At 66.0% G+C, this 17680-nt stretch carries 15 protein-coding genes and 1 tRNA gene; 10 read left to right on the top strand and 6 right to left on the bottom strand.

All coding sequences use genetic code 11. The features are described from left to right. Window positions 1-120 precede the first annotated feature (120 nt). The 9 genes from argA (at window position 121) to BLR24_RS25930 (ending at window position 10362) form a co-directional block, all read left to right on the top strand. Complete coding sequence (gene argA / locus BLR24_RS25890; RefSeq protein ID WP_093022765.1) at window positions 121-1467, top strand: amino-acid N-acetyltransferase; 1347 nt, start codon at window positions 121-123, stop codon at window positions 1465-1467. Between the two features lie 32 nt (window positions 1468-1499). Beyond that, a complete protein-coding gene (locus tag BLR24_RS25895) occupies window positions 1500-2147 on the top strand; it encodes a LysE family translocator (protein ID WP_093022768.1) in 648 nt (215 codons plus the stop codon). A 52-nt stretch (window positions 2148-2199) separates the two neighbouring features. Then, the gene (gene dapC / locus BLR24_RS25900) at window positions 2200-3420 is read left to right on the top strand and encodes a succinyldiaminopimelate transaminase (protein ID WP_093022770.1); all 1221 of its coding nucleotides are present in this window, start codon (window positions 2200-2202) and stop codon (window positions 3418-3420) included. A gap of 44 nt (window positions 3421-3464) precedes the next feature. After that, window positions 3465-4298, top strand: a complete 834-nt coding sequence (gene dapD / locus BLR24_RS25905) for a 2,3,4,5-tetrahydropyridine-2,6-dicarboxylate N-succinyltransferase (RefSeq protein ID WP_093022773.1) — start codon at window positions 3465-3467, stop codon at window positions 4296-4298. A gap of 60 nt (window positions 4299-4358) precedes the next feature. Beyond that, window positions 4359-5507, top strand: a complete 1149-nt coding sequence (locus tag BLR24_RS25910) for a PilT/PilU family type 4a pilus ATPase (protein ID WP_055796985.1) — start codon at window positions 4359-4361, stop codon at window positions 5505-5507. A gap of 24 nt (window positions 5508-5531) precedes the next feature. Beyond that, a complete protein-coding gene (gene dapE / locus BLR24_RS25915; protein WP_093022776.1) occupies window positions 5532-6707 on the top strand; it encodes a succinyl-diaminopimelate desuccinylase in 1176 nt (391 codons plus the stop codon). Between the two features lie 61 nt (window positions 6708-6768). After that, window positions 6769-7650 carry a 50S ribosomal protein L3 N(5)-glutamine methyltransferase gene (gene prmB / locus BLR24_RS25920; protein WP_093022779.1) on the top strand — a complete coding sequence of 294 codons (882 nt, stop codon included), beginning with the start codon at window positions 6769-6771 and terminating at the stop codon, window positions 7648-7650. 151 nt (window positions 7651-7801) lie between these two features. After that, window positions 7802-9835: an ABC-F family ATP-binding cassette domain-containing protein gene (locus tag BLR24_RS25925; protein ID WP_093022782.1), complete on the top strand. Its 2034-nt coding sequence runs from the start codon at window positions 7802-7804 to the stop codon at window positions 9833-9835. A gap of 23 nt (window positions 9836-9858) precedes the next feature. After that, window positions 9859-10362, top strand: a complete 504-nt coding sequence (locus tag BLR24_RS25930; RefSeq protein WP_093022785.1) for a hypothetical protein — start codon at window positions 9859-9861, stop codon at window positions 10360-10362. Window positions 10363-10590: 228 nt separating this feature from the next. On the opposite strand, the gene BLR24_RS25935 is transcribed toward BLR24_RS25930, so the two are convergent. From BLR24_RS25935 to tolB, 5 genes are all read right to left on the bottom strand, one after another. Further along, a tRNA-Lys gene (locus tag BLR24_RS25935) sits at window positions 10591-10666 on the bottom strand. A gap of 55 nt (window positions 10667-10721) precedes the next feature. After that, a complete protein-coding gene (locus BLR24_RS25940) occupies window positions 10722-11525 on the bottom strand; it encodes a tRNA threonylcarbamoyladenosine dehydratase (protein ID WP_254787582.1) in 804 nt (267 codons plus the stop codon). Between the two features lie 54 nt (window positions 11526-11579). Beyond that, window positions 11580-12329, bottom strand: coding sequence for a tol-pal system protein YbgF (gene ybgF / locus BLR24_RS25945; protein WP_093022791.1), 750 nt, complete (start codon window positions 12327-12329; stop codon window positions 11580-11582). Beyond that, the gene (gene pal, locus BLR24_RS25950; RefSeq protein WP_093022794.1) at window positions 12329-12847 is read right to left on the bottom strand and encodes a peptidoglycan-associated lipoprotein Pal; all 519 of its coding nucleotides are present in this window, start codon (window positions 12845-12847) and stop codon (window positions 12329-12331) included. Before pal ends, ybgF begins: the two co-directional genes overlap by 1 nt. A 25-nt stretch (window positions 12848-12872) precedes the next feature. Then, entirely contained in the window at window positions 12873-14099 is a 1227-nt protein-coding gene (gene tolB, locus BLR24_RS25955; protein WP_217636341.1) for a Tol-Pal system beta propeller repeat protein TolB, read from the bottom strand. Between the two features lie 251 nt (window positions 14100-14350). Between tolB and msbA the strand changes: the two genes are divergently transcribed. Then, window positions 14351-16135 carry a lipid A export permease/ATP-binding protein MsbA gene (msbA, locus tag BLR24_RS25960; protein WP_093022800.1) on the top strand — a complete coding sequence of 595 codons (1785 nt, stop codon included), beginning with the start codon at window positions 14351-14353 and terminating at the stop codon, window positions 16133-16135. A gap of 6 nt (window positions 16136-16141) precedes the next feature. On the opposite strand, the gene rng is transcribed toward msbA, so the two are convergent. Then, complete coding sequence (gene rng / locus BLR24_RS25965) at window positions 16142-17668, bottom strand: ribonuclease G (protein WP_093022801.1); 1527 nt, start codon at window positions 17666-17668, stop codon at window positions 16142-16144. Between the last annotated feature and the right edge of the window lie 12 nt (window positions 17669-17680).

A 17680-nucleotide genomic window follows, 5' to 3' on the forward strand; every position in this document is an offset into this window, starting at 1 on the left:
GGGCAAACCGTCGATTATCGGTGCGCGCCACCCCTGTTGCACGCCTTGCGACACGCCGGCTGCTGCGGGCGACAGCCCGCCCCGCGCGAAACGCCCATCAAGAATGCACAATCACGCTCCATGTCCACCGTTTTCAACTTCACCTTCGTGCCCTGGTTCCGCTCGGTCGCGCCCTACATCCACACGCACCGCGGCAAGACTTTCGTGGTCGCCCTGGCAGGTGAGGCGATCGCGGCGGGCAAGCTGCAGAACATTGCGCAAGACCTGGCGCTGATCCAGAGCATGGGCGTCAAGATCGTGCTGGTGCACGGCTTTCGCCCGCAGGTCAACGAGCAGCTCGCGGCCAAGGGGCACGAGGCGCGCTACTCGCATGGCATCCGCATCACCGACGAGGTGGCGCTCGACTCCGCCCAGGAAGCCGCCGGCCAGCTGCGCTACGAGATCGAGGCCGCATTCAGCCAGGGCCTGCCGAACACGCCGATGGCCGGCTCGACGGTCCGCATGATTTCGGGCAACTTCATCACCGCCCGCCCCGTGGGCGTGGTCGATGGCGTGGACTTCAAGCATTCGGGCCTGGTGCGCAAGGTCGACGCCGCGGGCATCCGCCGCACGCTCGATTTTGGCGCCATGGTGCTGATGTCGCCCTTCGGCTTCTCGCCCACCGGGGAAGCCTTCAACCTGACGATGGAAGAAGTGGCCACCAGCGTCGCCATTTCAATCCAGGCCGACAAGCTGATCTTCCTGACCGAGATTCCAGGCATCCGCATCGACAGCGAATTGCCCGAGAGCGAAGACAACCCCATCGACACCGAGCTGCCGCTCGCTGCAGCCGAAAAGCTGCTGGCGTCGCTGCCGCCACCGCAGAAACCCACCGACACCGCCTTCTACCTGCAGCACTGCGTGAAGGCCTGCAAGGGCGGCGTGGAGCGCAACCACATCCTGCCCTTTGCCCTGGACGGCGCGCTGCTGCTCGAGGTGTACGTGCACGACGGCGTCGGCACCATGGTGATCGACGAGAAGCTCGAGAGCCTGCGCGAAGCCACGGTCGACGACATCGGCGGCATCCTGCAGCTGATCGAGCCCTTCGAACGCGACGGCACGCTGGTCAAACGCGACCGCACCGAGATCGAGCGCGACGTGGGCCACTACACGGTCATCGAGCACGACGGCGTGATCTTCGGCTGCGCGGCACTCTACCCCTACCCCGAGGCAAAGACCGCCGAGATGGCCGCGCTGACCGTATCGCCCCAGTCGCAATCGCAGGGCGACGGCGAACGCATCCTCAAGCGCATCGAGCACCGCGCCAAGGCCATGGGCCTGGAAAGCATCTTCGTGCTCACCACGCGCACCATGCACTGGTTCCTGAAGCGCGGCTTCCAGCAGGTCAACCCCGACTGGCTGCCCGAAGCCCGCAAGCGCAAGTACAACTGGGACCGCAAGAGCCAGGTGCTGGTCAAGAAGATCTGAACCTTTGAACCTTTAGAGGGAAGCCCGCCGCCATGACGTTCGCCACCGCCTTGCTGTTCTCCATCGTCGCGCTGGCCGCCATCGCCACGCCCGGGCCGACCGTGCTGCTGGCGCTGAGCAACGGATCGCGGCGCGGCGTGCGCGGCGCGCTGCCGGGCATCCTGGGCGCCGTGCTGTCCGACTTCGTTCTGGTCGGCGCGGTGGCACTGGGCCTGGGCGCGCTGCTGGCAGCCTCGGAGTTCTGGTTCTCCATGCTCAAGTGGGTGGGCGCCGTGTACCTTGCCTGGCTGGGCATTCGCATGCTGCTGTCCAAGGGCGGCAGCTTCGACGCGCCGCGCGCCGACGCAGGCATGCCGGCCACCGGCGTGCCCGGAGACGGCCGCAAGGTTTTTCTCAAGTCATTCCTGGTGGCTGTCACCAACCCGAAGGGCTACCTGTTCTGCTCGGCGCTGATGCCGCAGTTCATCGACCCCGCGGCCGCGCAGGGCATGCAGTACGCCATCATCGCCGTGCTGTTCGCCTCTCTTGACGCATCGGTGATGCTGGTCTATGCCTTCGTGGGCGCACGGGCAATGCGGCTGCTGACGGCCGCCGCGGGCCGCTGGATCGACCGCACCTGCGGCGCGATGCTGCTGGCGCTGGCCGGCTCGCTGGCGTTTTACCGGCGCAGCGGCGCCTGAGCGGCGCGGGGGGCCTGAGCGGCCGGCGACCCGTCACCGATAATCGCTCTCCATGAATCCCCTGCTTTCCAAGCTTCAGCCCTACCCCTTCGAGCGGCTGCGGCGCCTGTTCGAGGGCGTCACGCCCAATGCCGATTTCGCGCCCATCAGCCTGGGCATCGGCGAACCCAAGCACGCCACGCCGGCCTTCATCAAGGAAGCGCTGGCCGCCAGCATGGCCACGCTCGCGGCCTATCCGGCCACGGCCGGCACCCTGGCGCTGCGCACCGCCTTCACCGACTGGCTGCAGCGCCGCTACTCGCTGCGGCTGGACCCTGCCACGCAGGTGCTGCCGGTGAACGGCTCGCGGGAGGCGCTTTTCTCTCTCGCCCAAACGGTGGTCGATGGCAGCAAGACCCCGGCGCCGGTGGTGGTTTCGCCCAACCCGTTCTATCAAATCTATGAAGGCGCGGCCCTGCTCTCGGGCGCCGAGCCTTACTACGTGCCGAGCGTGGCGGCGCGCAACTTCGCGGTGGATTGGGACAGCGTGCCCGAGGCCGTCTGGGAGCGCACGCAACTGGTGTTCGTCTGCTCGCCCGGCAACCCGACCGGCGCCGTGATGCCGCTGGACGAGTGGCGCAAGCTTTTTGCCCTCTCCGACCGCTACGGCTTCGTGATTGCGGCCGACGAGTGCTACAGCGAAATTTACTTCCGCGACGAGCCACCGCTGAGCGGGCTGGAAGCCGCGGCCAAGCTCGGCCGCGCCGACTTCAAGAACCTGATCGCGCTCACCTCGCTGTCCAAGCGCAGCAATGTGCCGGGCCTGCGCAGCGGCTTCGTGGCGGGCGACGCGGCCATCATCAAGAGCTTTCTGCTCTACCGCACCTATCACGGAAGCGCCATGAGCGGCACCGTGGCCGCGGCCAGCATCGCGGCCTGGGGCGACGAGACCCACGTGGCCGAGAACCGGGCCAAGTACCGGGCCAAGTTCGCCGCCGTGACGCCCCTGCTCGAACCGGTGCTCGACGTGCGGTTGCCCGACGCCAGCTTCTACCTCTGGGCGGGGGTGCCCGAAGTGTGGGCTGGCGACGACGAATCCTTCGCCCGCGCGCTCTACGCTCAATACAATGTTACGGTTCTGCCGGGGAGCTATCTGGCGCGCGACACGGCACACAGCGCCAACCCCGGCCGTGGCCGCATCCGCATGGCCCTGGTGGCCGAAACGGCCGAATGCGTGGAAGCCGCCGAGCGCATCGTCCGCTTCGTGCAATCCGGTCAACCAGGCCGGGGCTGAACCGCTGCTTTCCCGGCTCCCATTTTTCACACGAGACTTTCTCCATGACCCAGCAACTGCAACAAATCATCGACGCCGCGTGGGAAGACCGCGCCAACATCTCGCCCAGCGCCGCCTCGGCCGAAGTGCGCGACGCCGTCGAGCACGTGATTTCCGAGCTCAACAACGGCAAGCTGCGCGTTGCCACGCGCGAGAGCGTGGGCAAGTGGACCGTGCATCAGTGGATCAAGAAGGCCGTGCTGCTGTCGTTCCGCCTGAAGGACAACGAGCAGATGCAGGCCGGCTCGCTGGGCTTCTATGACAAGGTGCCGACCAAGTTCTCGCACCTGTCGGCCGGCGAGCTGAAGGAATCCGGCGTTCGCATCGTGCCGCCCGCCGTGGCACGCCGCGGCAGCTACATCGCCAAGGGCGCGATCCTGATGCCTTCGTACGTGAACATCGGCGCCTACGTGGGCGAAGGCACCATGGTCGACACCTGGGCCACCGTGGGTTCATGCGCACAGATCGGCGCCAACGTGCACCTGTCGGGCGGCGTCGGCATCGGCGGCGTGCTCGAGCCGCTGCAGGCCGGCCCCACCATCATCGAGGACAACTGCTTCATCGGCGCCCGTTCCGAAGTGGTCGAAGGCGTGGTGATCGAGGAAAACTCGGTGCTCGGCATGGGTGTGTACATCGGCCAGAGCACTCCAATCTTCAACCGCGACACGGGAGAGACTTTCTTCGGCCGTGTGCCGTCCGGCAGCGTCGTCATCAGCGGCAACCTGCCCAAGAAGACCAAGTCGGGCCAGGACTACAGCACCTACGCGGCGATCATCGTCAAGACGGTCGATGCGCAAACGCGCTCCAAGACCAGCCTGAACGACCTGCTGCGCGACTGATCGACCGGCGCCTGCCTTTGTCCCGTTAGAAAACATCAGCACCCGAGGAGAGAGAGACCGATGAACATGATGGAGCGAATCCTTCGTCTGATGGCCGAACGCAAGGCCTCCGACATCTACCTCTCGGCACACTCCCCGGTGCTGATCCGCATCAACGGCACCTGCGTGCCGATCAACGCCCAGGTGCTGCCGGCCACCGCGCCGCTCGCGCTGCTGGCCGAAGTGGTGCCCGAAGCCCGCATCCAGGAGCTGGAGAGCAAGGGCGAGCTCAACATGGCCGTGATGCTCGAAGGCGCCGGCAACTACCGCATCAGCGCCATGCGCCAGCGCGGCAGCTACGCGGTGGTGGTGCGGCACATTGCCTCGACCATTCCCAGCTTTGCCGACCTGAACCTGCCCGACATTCTCAAGACGCTGATCATGGAAAAGCGGGGCCTGATCCTGATGGTCGGCGCCACGGGCGCGGGCAAGACCACCACGCTGGCCTCGATGCTCGACTACCGCAACGAGCACGCGACGGGCCACATCCTCACGGTGGAAGAGCCCATCGAATTCACCTATACCAACAAGAAATCGCTGGTGAACCAGCGCGACGTGGGCAGCGACACCGAGTCGCTGCATGTCGCGCTCAAGAACGCGCTGCGGCAGGCGCCCGACGTGATCCAGATCGGCGAAATCCGCGACCGCGAAACCATGACCGCGGCCATTGCCTATGCGCAGTCGGGCCACCTGTGCGTGGCTACGCTGCACGCCAACAACAGCTACCGCGCGCTGAACCGCATCCTGAGCTTCTTCCCGGTCGAGGTGCGTCCCACGCTGCTGGGCGACCTGGGCTCGGCGCTGCGCGCCATCGTGTCGCAGCGGCTGCTGCGCACGCCCACGGGCGGCCGCGTGCCGGCGCTCGAGGTCATGCTCAACACGGCCCTGGTGGCCGAGCTGATCGAAAAAGGCGATTTTTCCGCCGTCAAGGAAGCCATGGAGCAATCGATGGCCGAAGGCTCCCAGACCTTCGAGGAAGACATTGCCCGCCTCATTACCGAAGAGCGCGTGACGCGCGAGGAAGGCCTGGCCCAGTCCGACTCGCCCACCAACCTGATGTGGCGGCTGCAGAACCGCGCCGCGCCCAAGCAGAAGGCCGAAGAGCGCAACCTGATGGACCAGGTCGACGAACCTACCTTTACCGACATCACGCTCGACGTGAAGTTCTGACCCAGCCTCTCCGGCTTTTTTCCGATGTCCCGTACGCTCCAGCTCGCCGAACAACTCATCTCGCGCCCCTCGGTCACTCCTGACGATGCGGGCTGCCAACAGATCCTCAGCGAACGGCTGGCGCCACTGGGCTTCACGCTGGAGACCATCGAGAGCGGTCCTGCGGATTTCCGCGTGACCAACCTCTGGGCGGTACGCCGCCCGGCGGCTGCCACGGCCACAAAGACGCTGGTGTTCGCCGGTCACACCGACGTCGTGCCCACCGGCCCGGTCGAGCAATGGACCAGCCACCCCTTCACGCCCACGCACCGGGACGGCAAGCTCTACGGTCGCGGCGCCTGCGACATGAAGACCTCGGTCGCGGCTTTCGTTGTCTCCATCGAGGAGTTCCTGCGGGCCACGCCCGACCCGAAGCTCACGCTGGCGCTGCTGCTCACCAGCGATGAGGAAGGCCCGGCCGTCGACGGCACCGTCGTCGTCTGCAACACGCTGGCGGCGCGCGGCGAGGTGCTCGACTACTGCATCGTCGGCGAGCCCACCGCCGTCGAGCGCTGCGGCGACATGATCAAGAACGGCCGCCGCGGCACCATGAGCGGCAAGCTCACGGTCAAGGGCGTGCAGGGCCACATCGCCTATCCGCACCTTGCAAAGAACCCGGTGCATGCCGTAGCGCCCGCGCTGGCTGAACTCGTGGCGATCAATGCGGCGGCCGGATGGGATGCGGGCAACGACTACTTCCAGCCGACCAGCTGGCAGATCAGCAACTTTCACTCGGGCACCGGCGCGAGCAACGTGATCCCGGGCAGCGCGGTGATCGATTTCAATTTCCGCTTCTCGACCGAGTCGACGCCCGAGTCCTTGCAGAAGCGCGTGCATGCGGTACTCGACGCTCATGGCGTCGACTACACGCTGGCCTGGACTGTCGGCGGTTTGCCTTTCCTGACAGCGCCCGGTGAACTCGTCACCTCGGTGAAAGCTGCCATCGCCGATGAAACCGGCATTGCCACCGAGCTGTCGACCAGCGGCGGCACCAGTGATGCGCGCTTCATCGCCAAGATCTGCAAGCAGGTGGTCGAGCTCGGCCCGGTCAACGCGAGCATCCACAAGATCGACGAGCACATCGACGTGGCCGAGATCGAGACGCTGAAGAACATCTACAGGCGCACGATGGAGCGGCTCGAAGCGTCGCTGGTCGGATGAGCGCCGCGCCGGGCCGCCCCAAGCAAGCTCGCACCGCAGCGCGAAGCGCGGAGGTAATTCAGTGAGCACGGTCATCGAACTGATCGAGGCCGGCGCCAAGCGGCTCGAAAACGCCGGTGTCGCTTTCGGCCACGGCACGGCCAACGCCTTCGACGAAGCCGCCTGGCTGGTACTGTGGCGCCTGAAGCTGCCGCTCGATGAAATCGATGCCGTGGCCGACACGCCCGTTTCGCCGGCCGATGCGGGCAAGGTTGCCGCGTTGCTCGACGAACGCATTGCCACGCGCAAGCCCGCCGCCTACCTGACCAGGGAGGCCTGGCTTCAGGGTGTGCCCTTCTACGTGGACGAGCGCGCCATCGTGCCGCGCAGCTTCATTGCCGAGCTGATTGCCGACGGCAGCATCGACTACTGGCTCGGCGAACACACGCAGCGCGTGCTCGACCTGTGCACGGGCAACGGCAGCTTGGCCATCCTCGCTGCCATGACCTATCCGGAGACCACCGTGGACGCTGCCGACCTGTCAGTCGAAGCGCTCGAGGTGGCCGCCATCAATGTCTCGCGACACCAGCTCGACAGCCGCATCAGGTTGATCGAATCCGACGGCCTGGCCAACCTGCCCGGCCCGTACGACCTGGTGCTTTGCAACCCGCCGTACGTGAACAGCGCGAGCATGGCCGCCCTGCCCGCCGAATACCGCGCCGAGCCCGAACTGGCACTGGCCGGCGGAGACGACGGCATGGACTTCGTGCGCCGGCTGTTTGCCGATGCCCCCTCGCGCATGAGCGAAGAGGCCGTGCTGGTGCTGGAAATCGGCAACGAGCGCGACTACTTCGAAGCGGCGTTTCCGCAGCTCGAGGTCGTCTGGCTCGAAACCTCCGCGGGCGAAGACCAGGTTCTGCTCGTGACCCGGGCCGCGCTGCTGGCCGGCGCCGGCGCGCGTTAGCTGCGTCAGCCCTCGCCCCCATTCCTCCCCTCTGCCGCTTTCTCGCAGCCACGGCTGCAGGCCCTTCTTTTACCGGACGGCGTTCTCATTTGCCCCTTCGCGCCAAGCCGCCGCGGCCGGGCGGGATAATCGCCCCTACGGTTCCTATTTCATGATTACTCTCAAAAACGTCATTCTTCGCCGCAGCGCCAAGGTTCTGCTCGACGGCGCCACCGTCACCATCAACCCCGGTGAAAAGGTCGGCCTCGTCGGGCGCAACGGCGCCGGCAAGTCGACCCTGTTCGCCCTCTTCAATGGCTCGCTGCACGAAGACGGCGGCGACTTCTACGTGCCCAAGCAGTGGCGCATGGCACAGGTCGCGCAGGACATGCCTGAAACCGAGGAGTCGGCCACTGACTTCGTAGTGGGGGGAGACACCCGCCTGGCCGAGCTGCGCGCCACGCTGGCGGCCATCGAGGCCGCCTACGAAGCCAACCCCGACGACGCCGACATCGGCATGGAGCTGGCCCACGCCTACACCGACCTGGCCGACGCCGGCGAGCACGACGCCGTGCCGCGCGCCCAGGCGCTGATCCTCGGGCTGGGTTTCAAGTCGCACGAGCTGGATGGCCCCGTCAACAGCTTTTCGGGCGGCTGGCGCATGCGCCTGCAGCTGGCCCGCGCGCTGATGTGCCCGAGCGACCTGCTGCTGCTCGACGAACCCACCAATCACTTGGACTTGGATGCCCTGGTGTGGCTGGAAGCCTGGCTGCAGAAGTACGCTGGCACCATGATCGTGATCAGCCACGACCGCGAGTTTCTCGACGCCGTGACCGACGTCACGCTGCACATCGCCAACGCCCAGCTCACGCGCTACGGCGGCAACTACAGCAAGTTCGAGGACATGCGCGCGCTGCAAATGGAGCAGCAGCAGGTCGCCTTCTCCAAGCAGCAGGACAAGATTGCGCACCTGCAGAAGTTCATCGACCGCTTCAAGGCCAAGGCCAGCAAGGCCAAGCAGGCGCAAAGCCGGGTCAAGGCACTGGAACGCATGGAAAGGGTCGCGCCGCTCCTGGCCGAGGCCGACTTCACCTTCGAATTCAAGGAGCCAGGCAACATCCCCAACCCGATGCTGTCCATCAGCAACGCGAGCTTCGGCTACGAAATTGAAGATGCCGAGCCCAAGACCATCCTGCGCGGCGTGAGCCGCTCGGTGTTGGCGGGCCAGCGCATCGGCATCCTGGGCGCCAACGGTCAGGGCAAGTCAACGCTGGTGAAGACCATCGCACGCGAGATGGGCGCGCTGGCCGGCCAGGTCACCGAAGGCAAGGGCCTCAATATCGGCTACTTCGCACAGCAGGAACTCGACGTGCTGCGACCGCAGGACAACCCGCTCGAACACATGGTTCGCATGGCCCGCGAGCTGGGCAGCGCCGTCAAGGAAAGCACCGGCGAGCAGGCCTTGCGCGGCTTCCTCGGCAGCTTCAACTTCAGCGGCGACATGGTGAAGCAGCCCGTCGGCACCATGAGCGGTGGCGAAAAGGCCCGCCTGGTGCTCGCGATGATGGTGTGGCAGCGCCCCAACCTGCTGCTGCTCGACGAGCCCACCAACCACCTGGACCTGGCCACGCGCGAGGCCTTGGCCGTGGCGCTGAACGAGTTCGAAGGCACGCTGATGCTGGTGAGCCACGACCGCGCACTGCTGCGCTCGGTGTGCGACGAATTCTGGCTCGTCGGGCGCGGCGTGGTCGCCGATTTCGACGGCGACCTCGACGACTACCAGCGCTACCTGCTCGATGAAGCCAAGCGGCTGCGCGAGGAGGCCAAGATCGCCGTGCGCGACGCGGCCGCCGCAATCGCAACCGCTGCCGAGCCCGTGGCTGTTGCCGCTGCTCCTGCACCCGCCGCCAGCGATCCCGCCGCCGCGACGAACAAGAACCCGCAGCAGCGCAAGCAGGACGCCCAGGGGCGCCAGCAGCGCAGCGACCAGGTTAAGCCGATCAAGCGCGAGATCGCGCAGATCGACGAGCGACTGGCCGCCGCAGGCACCGAGCGCGCCGCGCTCGAAGCGCGCCTGGCACAGCCCCTGCCGTCCGCCGAGATTGCAGAGGCGGGCAAGCGCCTGAAGACCCTCAACGACGAAATCGGCCGACTCGAAGAGCGCTGGCTGGCCCTGTCGGACCAGCTCGAGACGCTGGCGGCCTGAACCCTGCAAAGGAGGCACATCGCATGCCGTCTGCCATCGAACTGGCCCGGGGCGACGAAAAGCTGATTGCGGCCATTCACCGCAGCCGCCGCCTGATCGGCCGCAAGGCGTTGATGGCCGCGGCCGCCAGCGCCATTCCGTTGCCGGGCATCGACTGGGCTGCCGACGCGGCCCTGCTCACACGCCTGGTGCCGCAGATCAGCGCCGAGTTCGGCCTTTCCGTCACGCAGGTCGAAAAGCTCGCGCCACATCAGCGCGAACGCATCCAGAAAGCCGCCACCACCGTCGGCGCCTTGCTGGTCGGCCGGCTCGTCACGCGCGAGCTGCTGATCAAGCTCGCCCGGTATGCGGGCGTGAAGCTCACCGCCAAGCAGGTCACCAAGTACGTGCCGGTTGCCGGGCAAATCGTGTCCGCCGCGCTCGGCTATGCGGCCTTGCGCGCCCTCGGCGAGCAGCACATCAAGGATTGCGTCCGCGTGAGCACGACGCTCGCCCTGGCACCGCCTGAACCGCACGCGCCCGCCTGAAGGCGCACGCAGTCGTCGAAGAAGACGATCCCTCTGGTCAGGTGGCATGCAGGTTCAGCGAACATAGTGGAGGCTCTCCTGTGGCCTGCACTCCCTCTGATCCTCCCTCCTCCAGCAGGTCACCTTCCAGCCCGCCCTTGCGCGGGCTGTTTTTTTGGCGCGCAGCAAAAAAGATGCAACCGATGCAGCCATAAAAAAAGCCGCTCGATGGAGCGGCTTCTTGAGGGGTGGTAGGACGTACTGGATTCGAACCAGTGACCAACGGATTAAAAGTCCGCTGCTCTACCAACTGAGCTAACGTCCCGGAACCATTTTTCGTTTTGAAGATTTGCCGGCAGCAAATGCAGCAAAGCCAAAGATTATAGCGTGGCGTTGCTCGCAATTTTGTCGAGAACCCAACCTGCCGCACATTGACCGAAAGTAGCCGTGACGCTCACCACCGAGCCGTAGCCGTGGCAGTTGAGCGAACCGTCGCCTTCGATGGCGCAGGACGCATCGGGCGGTGCGACGCTCTCGCGGCTGAAGACGCAGGTCACGCCGATCTTGCGACCCTCGCGCGGAGCACCATGCTCCTTGCGAAGGCGCTGCCGCAGCTGGGCCAACAGCGGGTCGTGCGTGACAAGCGAGAGATCGTCGATGTCGACCTTGTGCGCCTGCCGCTTGCCGCCGGCCGCACCCACGGTAACGAAGGCGGTGCGCGAGGCGCGCGCCCATGCGGCCATCGTGAGCTTGGCCTTCACCTGGTCGCAGGCGTCGATGACGGCGGTTGCGGGTCCGTTGGCTTGCTGCGCCGCTTCGAGCAGCGTCGTCCAGTTGCCGGGTTCGACGAACTCGTCGATCGCGAGCACCTTGCACTCCGGGTTGATCTGAGCGATGCGGTCACGCATGGCCTCGACCTTGGCTTGTCCCACCGTCGAGTCGAGCGCATGGATCTGCCGATTGATGTTCGACTCGGACACATGGTCGAGATCGACCAGCGTCAGCCGCCCCACTCCGCTGCGCGCCAAAGCTTCGACAGCCCACGAGCCCACACCGCCGATGCCGGCAATGAGGACGTGCGCGCCGCGGATGCGCGCGGCACCGGCCACGCCGTAGAGGCGTTCGAGGCCGCCGAAGCGGCGCGCAAGATCAGGTGCCGCCGCGGTGTCAGTGACGACATCCACGGCGGAGTTCGATGCTTGCGGAAGGGTTGCGCTCAAGCGCAGGCTCCGCTGGCGCTAGCGCAGTCGCGAGAGACGCTCGCGGCCCGCCTGTGCGGCTTCGGATTGCGGATAGGCCTTGGTCAGGTCTTCCAGCGTGCGGCGTGCCGCGCGCGTGTCCTTCAGCTCGATCTGGCAGTTGGCAATCGACAGCACGGCCTCGGGAGCCTTGGCGTGGTCGGGTGCAAGCGACAGCATGGAGCGGAAGTTCGCAATAGCCTCGTTGTAGTTGCGCGTGGCGTATTGCGCATTGCCGAGCCAGAACAGCGCAGAGGCGTTGTAGCCGCTTTGCGGGTAGCGCTTGACGAACTCGGCGAACGCGGTTTGCGCCTGCGCGAACTGGCCCGCGCGGAAGATGCCGAGCGCCGCATCGAAGTCGGCTTTTTCCTTGGGATCGGCGGTGAACTCGCGGCCATCCACCGACACCTTTGCCGGCTCGTTCTGCTTGAGCCGGTCGTCGATGGTGGTCTGGCGCGACTGCATTTCGCTCAGCGTGCGCTGCAGCTGCTCGTTCTGCCCGGTCATGCGTGCAAGATCGCCCCGCATCTGCTCGATCTGGTTTTGCAGTTCGAGCAGGCTGCGGCGCAACTGGCCGTTTTCGTCGGTCAGCCGCTGGTCGGTCTGCTGGCGCATCGCCTCGACCCGCTGCCGCAAGTCGAGGATGGCGCGGCGCGCTTCATCATCCTCGAACAATGCAGCTTGCGAGCCGATCGAAACGCAAAGCAAGGCGGCAGCCAGGGCCGCGCCTCGCAACAAGGCGCGTTGCATCACCGGGTGTATCGGATTTCAGCGCGGCGGTTCTGCGCCCAGGCTTCTTCGCCCGAACCCTGGGCCGCGGGCTTTTCCTTGCCGAAGCTCACGGCTTCGATCTGGGCGTCGTTCACGCCCAGAAGCGTCAGCGCACGGCGGACGGCTTCGGAGCGCTTCTGGCCCAGTGCCAGGTTGTACTCGCGGCCGCCACGTTCGTCGGTGTGACCTTCGATGGAAATGCGGCGCTGCTGGTTGGCCTTGAGGAAACGGGCATGGCCGTCGATCAGGGCTTGGAACTCGGGCTTGACCGTGTAGCTGTCGTAGTCGAAATAGACGATCCGTTCGATCCCGACCGGACCTTGCGCGGTGGATGCATTGGGGTCGATGGTGACGGGCGCGACCGCAGTCGAGCTGCCCTGCTGGCCGCCAGCGGCGCCGGAGCGGTCAGACACCGGGGCGTCGTTGAGCTTGGTGCCCGACGAGCAACCGGCAATCATAGCCACGATGGCCAGCGAATAAATCGTACGTTTCAACATTGGGTACTCCTCAAATAAACCTTGATCATTGCTTTTGAAACGGACCCCAGTCCGGTTCTCTTATGTCTCCCGCCTGCCCGGCGAGCCGCGCTTTTATTTTTCCGTCCAGCGTGGTCGTCATGAGCGCTTCGCGGCCTTGCAGCTGCGTTGCGTAGACGATCAGCTTGCTGTTGGGTGCGAAACTGGGACTCTCGTCTGCCGAGGTGTCGGTGATGGCCGAGACATTACCAGTGGCCAACTCCATCACATGGAGTTTGAACGCACCGCCCACGCGAGAGATGTAGGCCAACCACCGGCCGTCGCCGCTGACAGATGGAGAAATGTTGTAGGTGCCACTGAAGGTAACACGGGTCGGCGCGCCGCCGCCGGCGCCCATCTTGTAGATCTGCGGAGCCCCGCCGCGGTCGCTCACGAAGTAGATCGTGCTGCCGTCGGCCGAGTACACGGGTTCCGTGTCGATGCTGGCGCTCTGGGTCAGGCGGCGCGGCTCGCCGCCGCCTGCCGGAATGGTGTAGAGCTGCGAGCCACCGTCGCGGCTCAGCGTAACGGCCAGCGAGCCGCCATCGGGTGCCCACGCCGGTGCGCTGTTGGAGCCGCGGAAGTTCGCGAGCAACCGGCGCTGTCCGCTGGCCACGTTGTGAACGTACACCACGGGCTTGCGCGATTCGAAGGATACGTACGCCAACTGCTGGCCGTTGGAAGACCAGACCGGCGAGATGATGGGTTCCGGGCTCGCGAGCGCGGCCTGTGAGTTCTCGCCGTCGGCGTCCGCCACCCACAGCGAATAGCGGCTGCCGCCCTTGGTGACGTAGGCGATGCGCGTCGAGAAGATGCCCTTGTCGCCGGTCAGCTTCTCGTAGACGTAGTCGGCAATGCGGTGCGATGCAAGGCGCAGGTCACCTTGCGGAACGGTGTAGCTCTGGCCGCCGAGGTCTTGTCCGCGCACCACGTCCCAGAGGCGAAAGCGCACGTCGAAGCGGCCATCGGCCAAGCGCGTGACGCTGCCGACCACGAGCGAATCCGCCGTACGCTGGCGCCAGAGGGACAGATCGGGGCGCGACGCCTCGTCGAGCGCCTGGCCCGAGGCATCGACGCCGCGGAACTGGCCGCTGCGTTCGAGGTCGGCCTGCACGATCTCGGAGATCTTTTGCGGCGATGCGTCCTGCCCCTTGAACGGAACCAGCGCGATGGGCCGCTGCGTCAGTCCGACGCCCGACACCTCGACCCGGAACTGGGCGAGCGCGGGCAGCATGGGAGTTGCAGCAAGAGCCGCAATCAATGTGCGGCGTGCAAAAAACGATGAAGAAGGAGTTGGAATGGAAACTGACAACGGCTTGATCATGCGGTTCGGAGATGTTTCGGGGTAAAAAGTTCTCCCCACGTGCGACGGGCCACATGTTACACACTGGTTTGGCCGCGTAATCACAAAAGGTGTATCGGTCGGTGCCGTCCTACAGCGCGGCCTTCAAGGCGCCTGCCGGGGCCCCCGTAGAATCCGCCGCCATGCAAGCATCCCCCGGCAGCGAGACCGCGCGCCCTCCCCTGTTGCGCCGAATGGCGCGACTCATGACCTGGTTCGGCGGCTCGCGCCACTGGTGGGCCGTCGGGCTCGTCGGCGCCCTGTTGGCGGCCATCACCGAGCCGCTGATGGCCGCCCTGCTGAAGCCGCTGCTCGACCGCGGCTTCAACCGCGGACAGCTGGCGCTGTGGATCGTGCCGGCCGCCGTGCTGCTGCTGTTCGCGGTGCGCGGCATTGCCCAGTTCATTTCGCAATATGCACTCTCGCGCATTGCCAACGAAGGCATGCAGCGGCTGCGCCGCGTGCTGTTCGAGCGCTTGCTGGGCGCGGAGCTGGCCCTGTTCTCGCGCCAATCGGCCAGCGCACTCTCCAACACAGTGGTGTACGAGGTGCAGACCGGCTCCATGCTGCTGGTGCAGGCACTGCTCGGGCTCTCGCGCGACGGCTTCACGCTGATTGCGCTGCTCGCCTACCTCGTTTATTTGAACTGGAAACTCACGCTCATCGTCGCCTTCCTGGTGCCGAGCATCTCGTGGATCATGAAGGTGTTCTCCAAGCGCCTCTATCGCCTGACGCAGCAGGGCCAGCAGGCCACCGACGAGCTGGCCTACGTGGTGGAAGAAAACGTGCTCGCGCACCGCATGGTGCGGCTGCACGGGGCCGAGGCGGCGCAGGGCGAGCGCTTCGAGCAACTGAGCCAGCGCCTGAACCGGCTGGCCGTGAAGTCGACCATCGCGCAGGCGGCCACCACGCCGCTCACGCAGATGATGGCGTCGCTCGCGCTGTCGATCGTGGTGATGATCGCGCTATGGCAGAGCGGCGAACAGGGACTGACGGTGGGCGGATTCGTCGCCTACATCACGGCCATGCTGATGCTGATCGCACCGATCCGCCGCCTGGCGGACATGGCCGCGCCGATCACGCGCGGCCTTGCGGCACTCGAACGCGGCCTCGTGCTCATCGACGACGTGGCCCCCGAGCCGCAGGGCAGTTTCCGCATCGAACATGCGCAGGGTCGCATCGAGCTTCGCGACGTGAAGGTCAGCTACCGCGGCGAGGACGAAGCCCGCGCGCTCGACGGCGTGAACTTGGCCATCGAGCCGGGCCAGGTGGTGGCCTTCGTCGGCCCCTCGGGTTCGGGCAAGACCACGCTGGTCAATCTGCTGCCGCGGTTCGTGCTGCCCAGCGGCGGGCAGGTGCTGCTCGACGGCCACGATACCAGCGAATGGGAGCTCAAGAGCCTGCGCGCGCAGTTCGCCATGGTGAGCCAGGACGTGGTGATGCTCAACGACACGCTGGCCGCCAACGTGGCGCTGGGCTCCGAAATCGATCGCGCGCGGGTGCAGCAATGCATAGAGGCCGCAAACCTCGCGAGCCACGTCGAGAGCCTGCCGGACGGCGTCGACACGGTGCTTGGCCACAATGCCACGCAGCTGTCGGGCGGCCAGCGCCAGCGCCTGGCCATCGCACGCGCGCTCTACAAGAACGCGCCCATCCTGCTGCTCGACGAAGCCACCTCGGCCCTCGACACGGAATCGGAACGGCTGGTGCAGGATGCCCTGCAGCGCCTGATGCAGAACCGCACCACGCTGATCGTCGCGCACCGGCTCTCGACCATCCAGCATGCCGACCGCATCATCGTGATGGAGCAAGGCCGCGTCGCCGAGCAAGGCAGCCACGCGCAATTGATGGCGCTTGACGGGCTCTATGCCCGTCTGCAGACGCTGGCCGTGCGCAGCGCGACTCCGGGCCAGGACCCCACGCTCTGAAGGGGCTCAGAGCAGGACGATGTCGTACTGGCCTTGCCCGATGGCCGGCTCGGACTGCAAGGAGATCGGCTTGCCGATGAAATCGCTCAGCCCCGCCAGATGCTGGCTTTCCTCGTCGAGAAACAGCTCGATCACCTGCGGCGACGACACGATGCGGAATTCACGCGGCGTGAACTGCCGCGCCTCGCGCAATATCTCGCGCATGGCGTCGTAGGCCACGCTGCGCGCGGTCTTCACGATGCCCTGCCCGCTGCACGCAACGCACGGCTCGCACAGCATGTGGGCCAATGATTCGCGCGTGCGCTTGCGCGTCATCTCGACCAGCCCGAGCTGCGAGAAGCTGCCGGCGGTGGTCTTGACGCGGTCGCGCGCGAGCTGCTTGCGGAACTCGGCCAGCACCTGTTCGCGGTGGTCGTCGCGCCCCATGTCGATGAAGTCGACGATGATGATCCCGCCCAGGTTGCGCAGCCGCAATTGCCGCGCAATGGCTTGCGCCGCTTCCAGGTTGGTCTTGAAGATGGTGTCGTCGAAGTTGCGCGCACCGACAAAGCCGCCGGTGTTCACGTCCACCGTGGTGAGGGCCTCGGTCTGGTCCACCACGAGGTAGCCGCCCGACTTGAGTTCAACTCGCCTGCCCAGAGCCTTGGCAATTTCCTCGTCGACCGAATACAGGTCGAAGATCGGCCGCTCGCCCTTGTAGTGCTGCAGCTTGCCGGCCGCCTGCGGCATGTATTCGAGCCCGAACTTGAGCAGCACCTCGAACTGTTCGCGCGAATCGATGCGGATGGTCTGCGTGTCTTCGCTGGTCATGTCGCGCAGCACGCGCTGCAGCAGGCTCAAATCTTGGTGCAGCAACGACATTGGCGGCATCTTGCTCGATGCTTCGCGGATGCGCGACCAGGTCTTGCGCAGATACGCAATGTCTTCGGCCAGTTCGGCATCGGACGAGTCTTCGCCGTTGGTACGCAGGATGAAGCCGCCCGTGTTGGCGGGCACCACGCCGCCGCTGTCGGCCGCCGCGGCCGCCTCGATCAGCGCGAGCATGCGCGTGCGCAACGATTCGCGCTGGTCCGAAGGAATCTTCTGCGAAACGCCGATGTGGTTGTCCTGCGGCAGAAACACCAGCAGCCGGCCGGCAATGCTGATCTGCGTCGACAGCCGCGCGCCCTTGGTGCCGATCGGGTCCTTGATCACCTGCACCAGCAGCGACTGGCCTTCGAACACCTGCTTCTCGATGGGCACGATCGGCCCGCCATTGCGGTGGTCGCGCTCGGGTGCCGGTGTGCTGGGGCGCGAGCCCGGCGTGAACGGCGCCACGATGTCTGCCACGTGCAGAAAGGCCGTGCGTTCCAGGCCGACGTCGATGAAGGCCGACTGCATGCCCGGCAGCACGCGCGACACCTTGCCCAGGTAGATGTTGCCGACCAGCCCGCGCTCCAACGTGCGTTCGACGTGCAGCTCTTGCACCGCGCCGTGCTCGACCAGCGCCACACGGGTCTCCTGCGGGGACCAGTTGATCAGGATGTCTTGCATGGGATTGGAATT

The sequence above is a fragment of the Variovorax sp. OV700 genome (genome assembly GCF_900099805.1).
Classification (GTDB): Bacteria; Pseudomonadota; Gammaproteobacteria; order Burkholderiales; family Burkholderiaceae_C; genus Variovorax.

Coding starts and splice junctions, on each gene's coding strand:
- argA (WP_093022765.1), top strand. CDS start 121: ATGTCCACCGTTTTCAACTTCACCTTCGTGCCCTGGTTCCGCTCGGTC.
- BLR24_RS25895 (WP_093022768.1), top strand. CDS start 1,500: ATGACGTTCGCCACCGCCTTGCTGTTCTCCATCGTCGCGCTGGCCGCC.
- dapC (WP_093022770.1), top strand. CDS start 2,200: ATGAATCCCCTGCTTTCCAAGCTTCAGCCCTACCCCTTCGAGCGGCTG.
- dapD (WP_093022773.1), top strand. CDS start 3,465: ATGACCCAGCAACTGCAACAAATCATCGACGCCGCGTGGGAAGACCGC.
- BLR24_RS25910 (WP_055796985.1), top strand. CDS start 4,359: ATGAACATGATGGAGCGAATCCTTCGTCTGATGGCCGAACGCAAGGCC.
- dapE (WP_093022776.1), top strand. CDS start 5,532: ATGTCCCGTACGCTCCAGCTCGCCGAACAACTCATCTCGCGCCCCTCG.
- BLR24_RS25925 (WP_093022782.1), top strand. CDS start 7,802: ATGATTACTCTCAAAAACGTCATTCTTCGCCGCAGCGCCAAGGTTCTG.
- BLR24_RS25930 (WP_093022785.1), top strand. CDS start 9,859: ATGCCGTCTGCCATCGAACTGGCCCGGGGCGACGAAAAGCTGATTGCG.
- ybgF (WP_093022791.1), bottom strand. CDS start 12,329: ATGCAACGCGCCTTGTTGCGAGGCGCGGCCCTGGCTGCCGCCTTGCTT.
- pal (WP_093022794.1), bottom strand. CDS start 12,847: ATGTTGAAACGTACGATTTATTCGCTGGCCATCGTGGCTATGATTGCC.
- tolB (WP_217636341.1), bottom strand. CDS start 14,099: ATGCTGCCCGCGCTCGCCCAGTTCCGGGTCGAGGTGTCGGGCGTCGGA.
- msbA (WP_093022800.1), top strand. CDS start 14,351: ATGCAAGCATCCCCCGGCAGCGAGACCGCGCGCCCTCCCCTGTTGCGC.
- rng (WP_093022801.1), bottom strand. CDS start 17,668: ATGCAAGACATCCTGATCAACTGGTCCCCGCAGGAGACCCGTGTGGCG.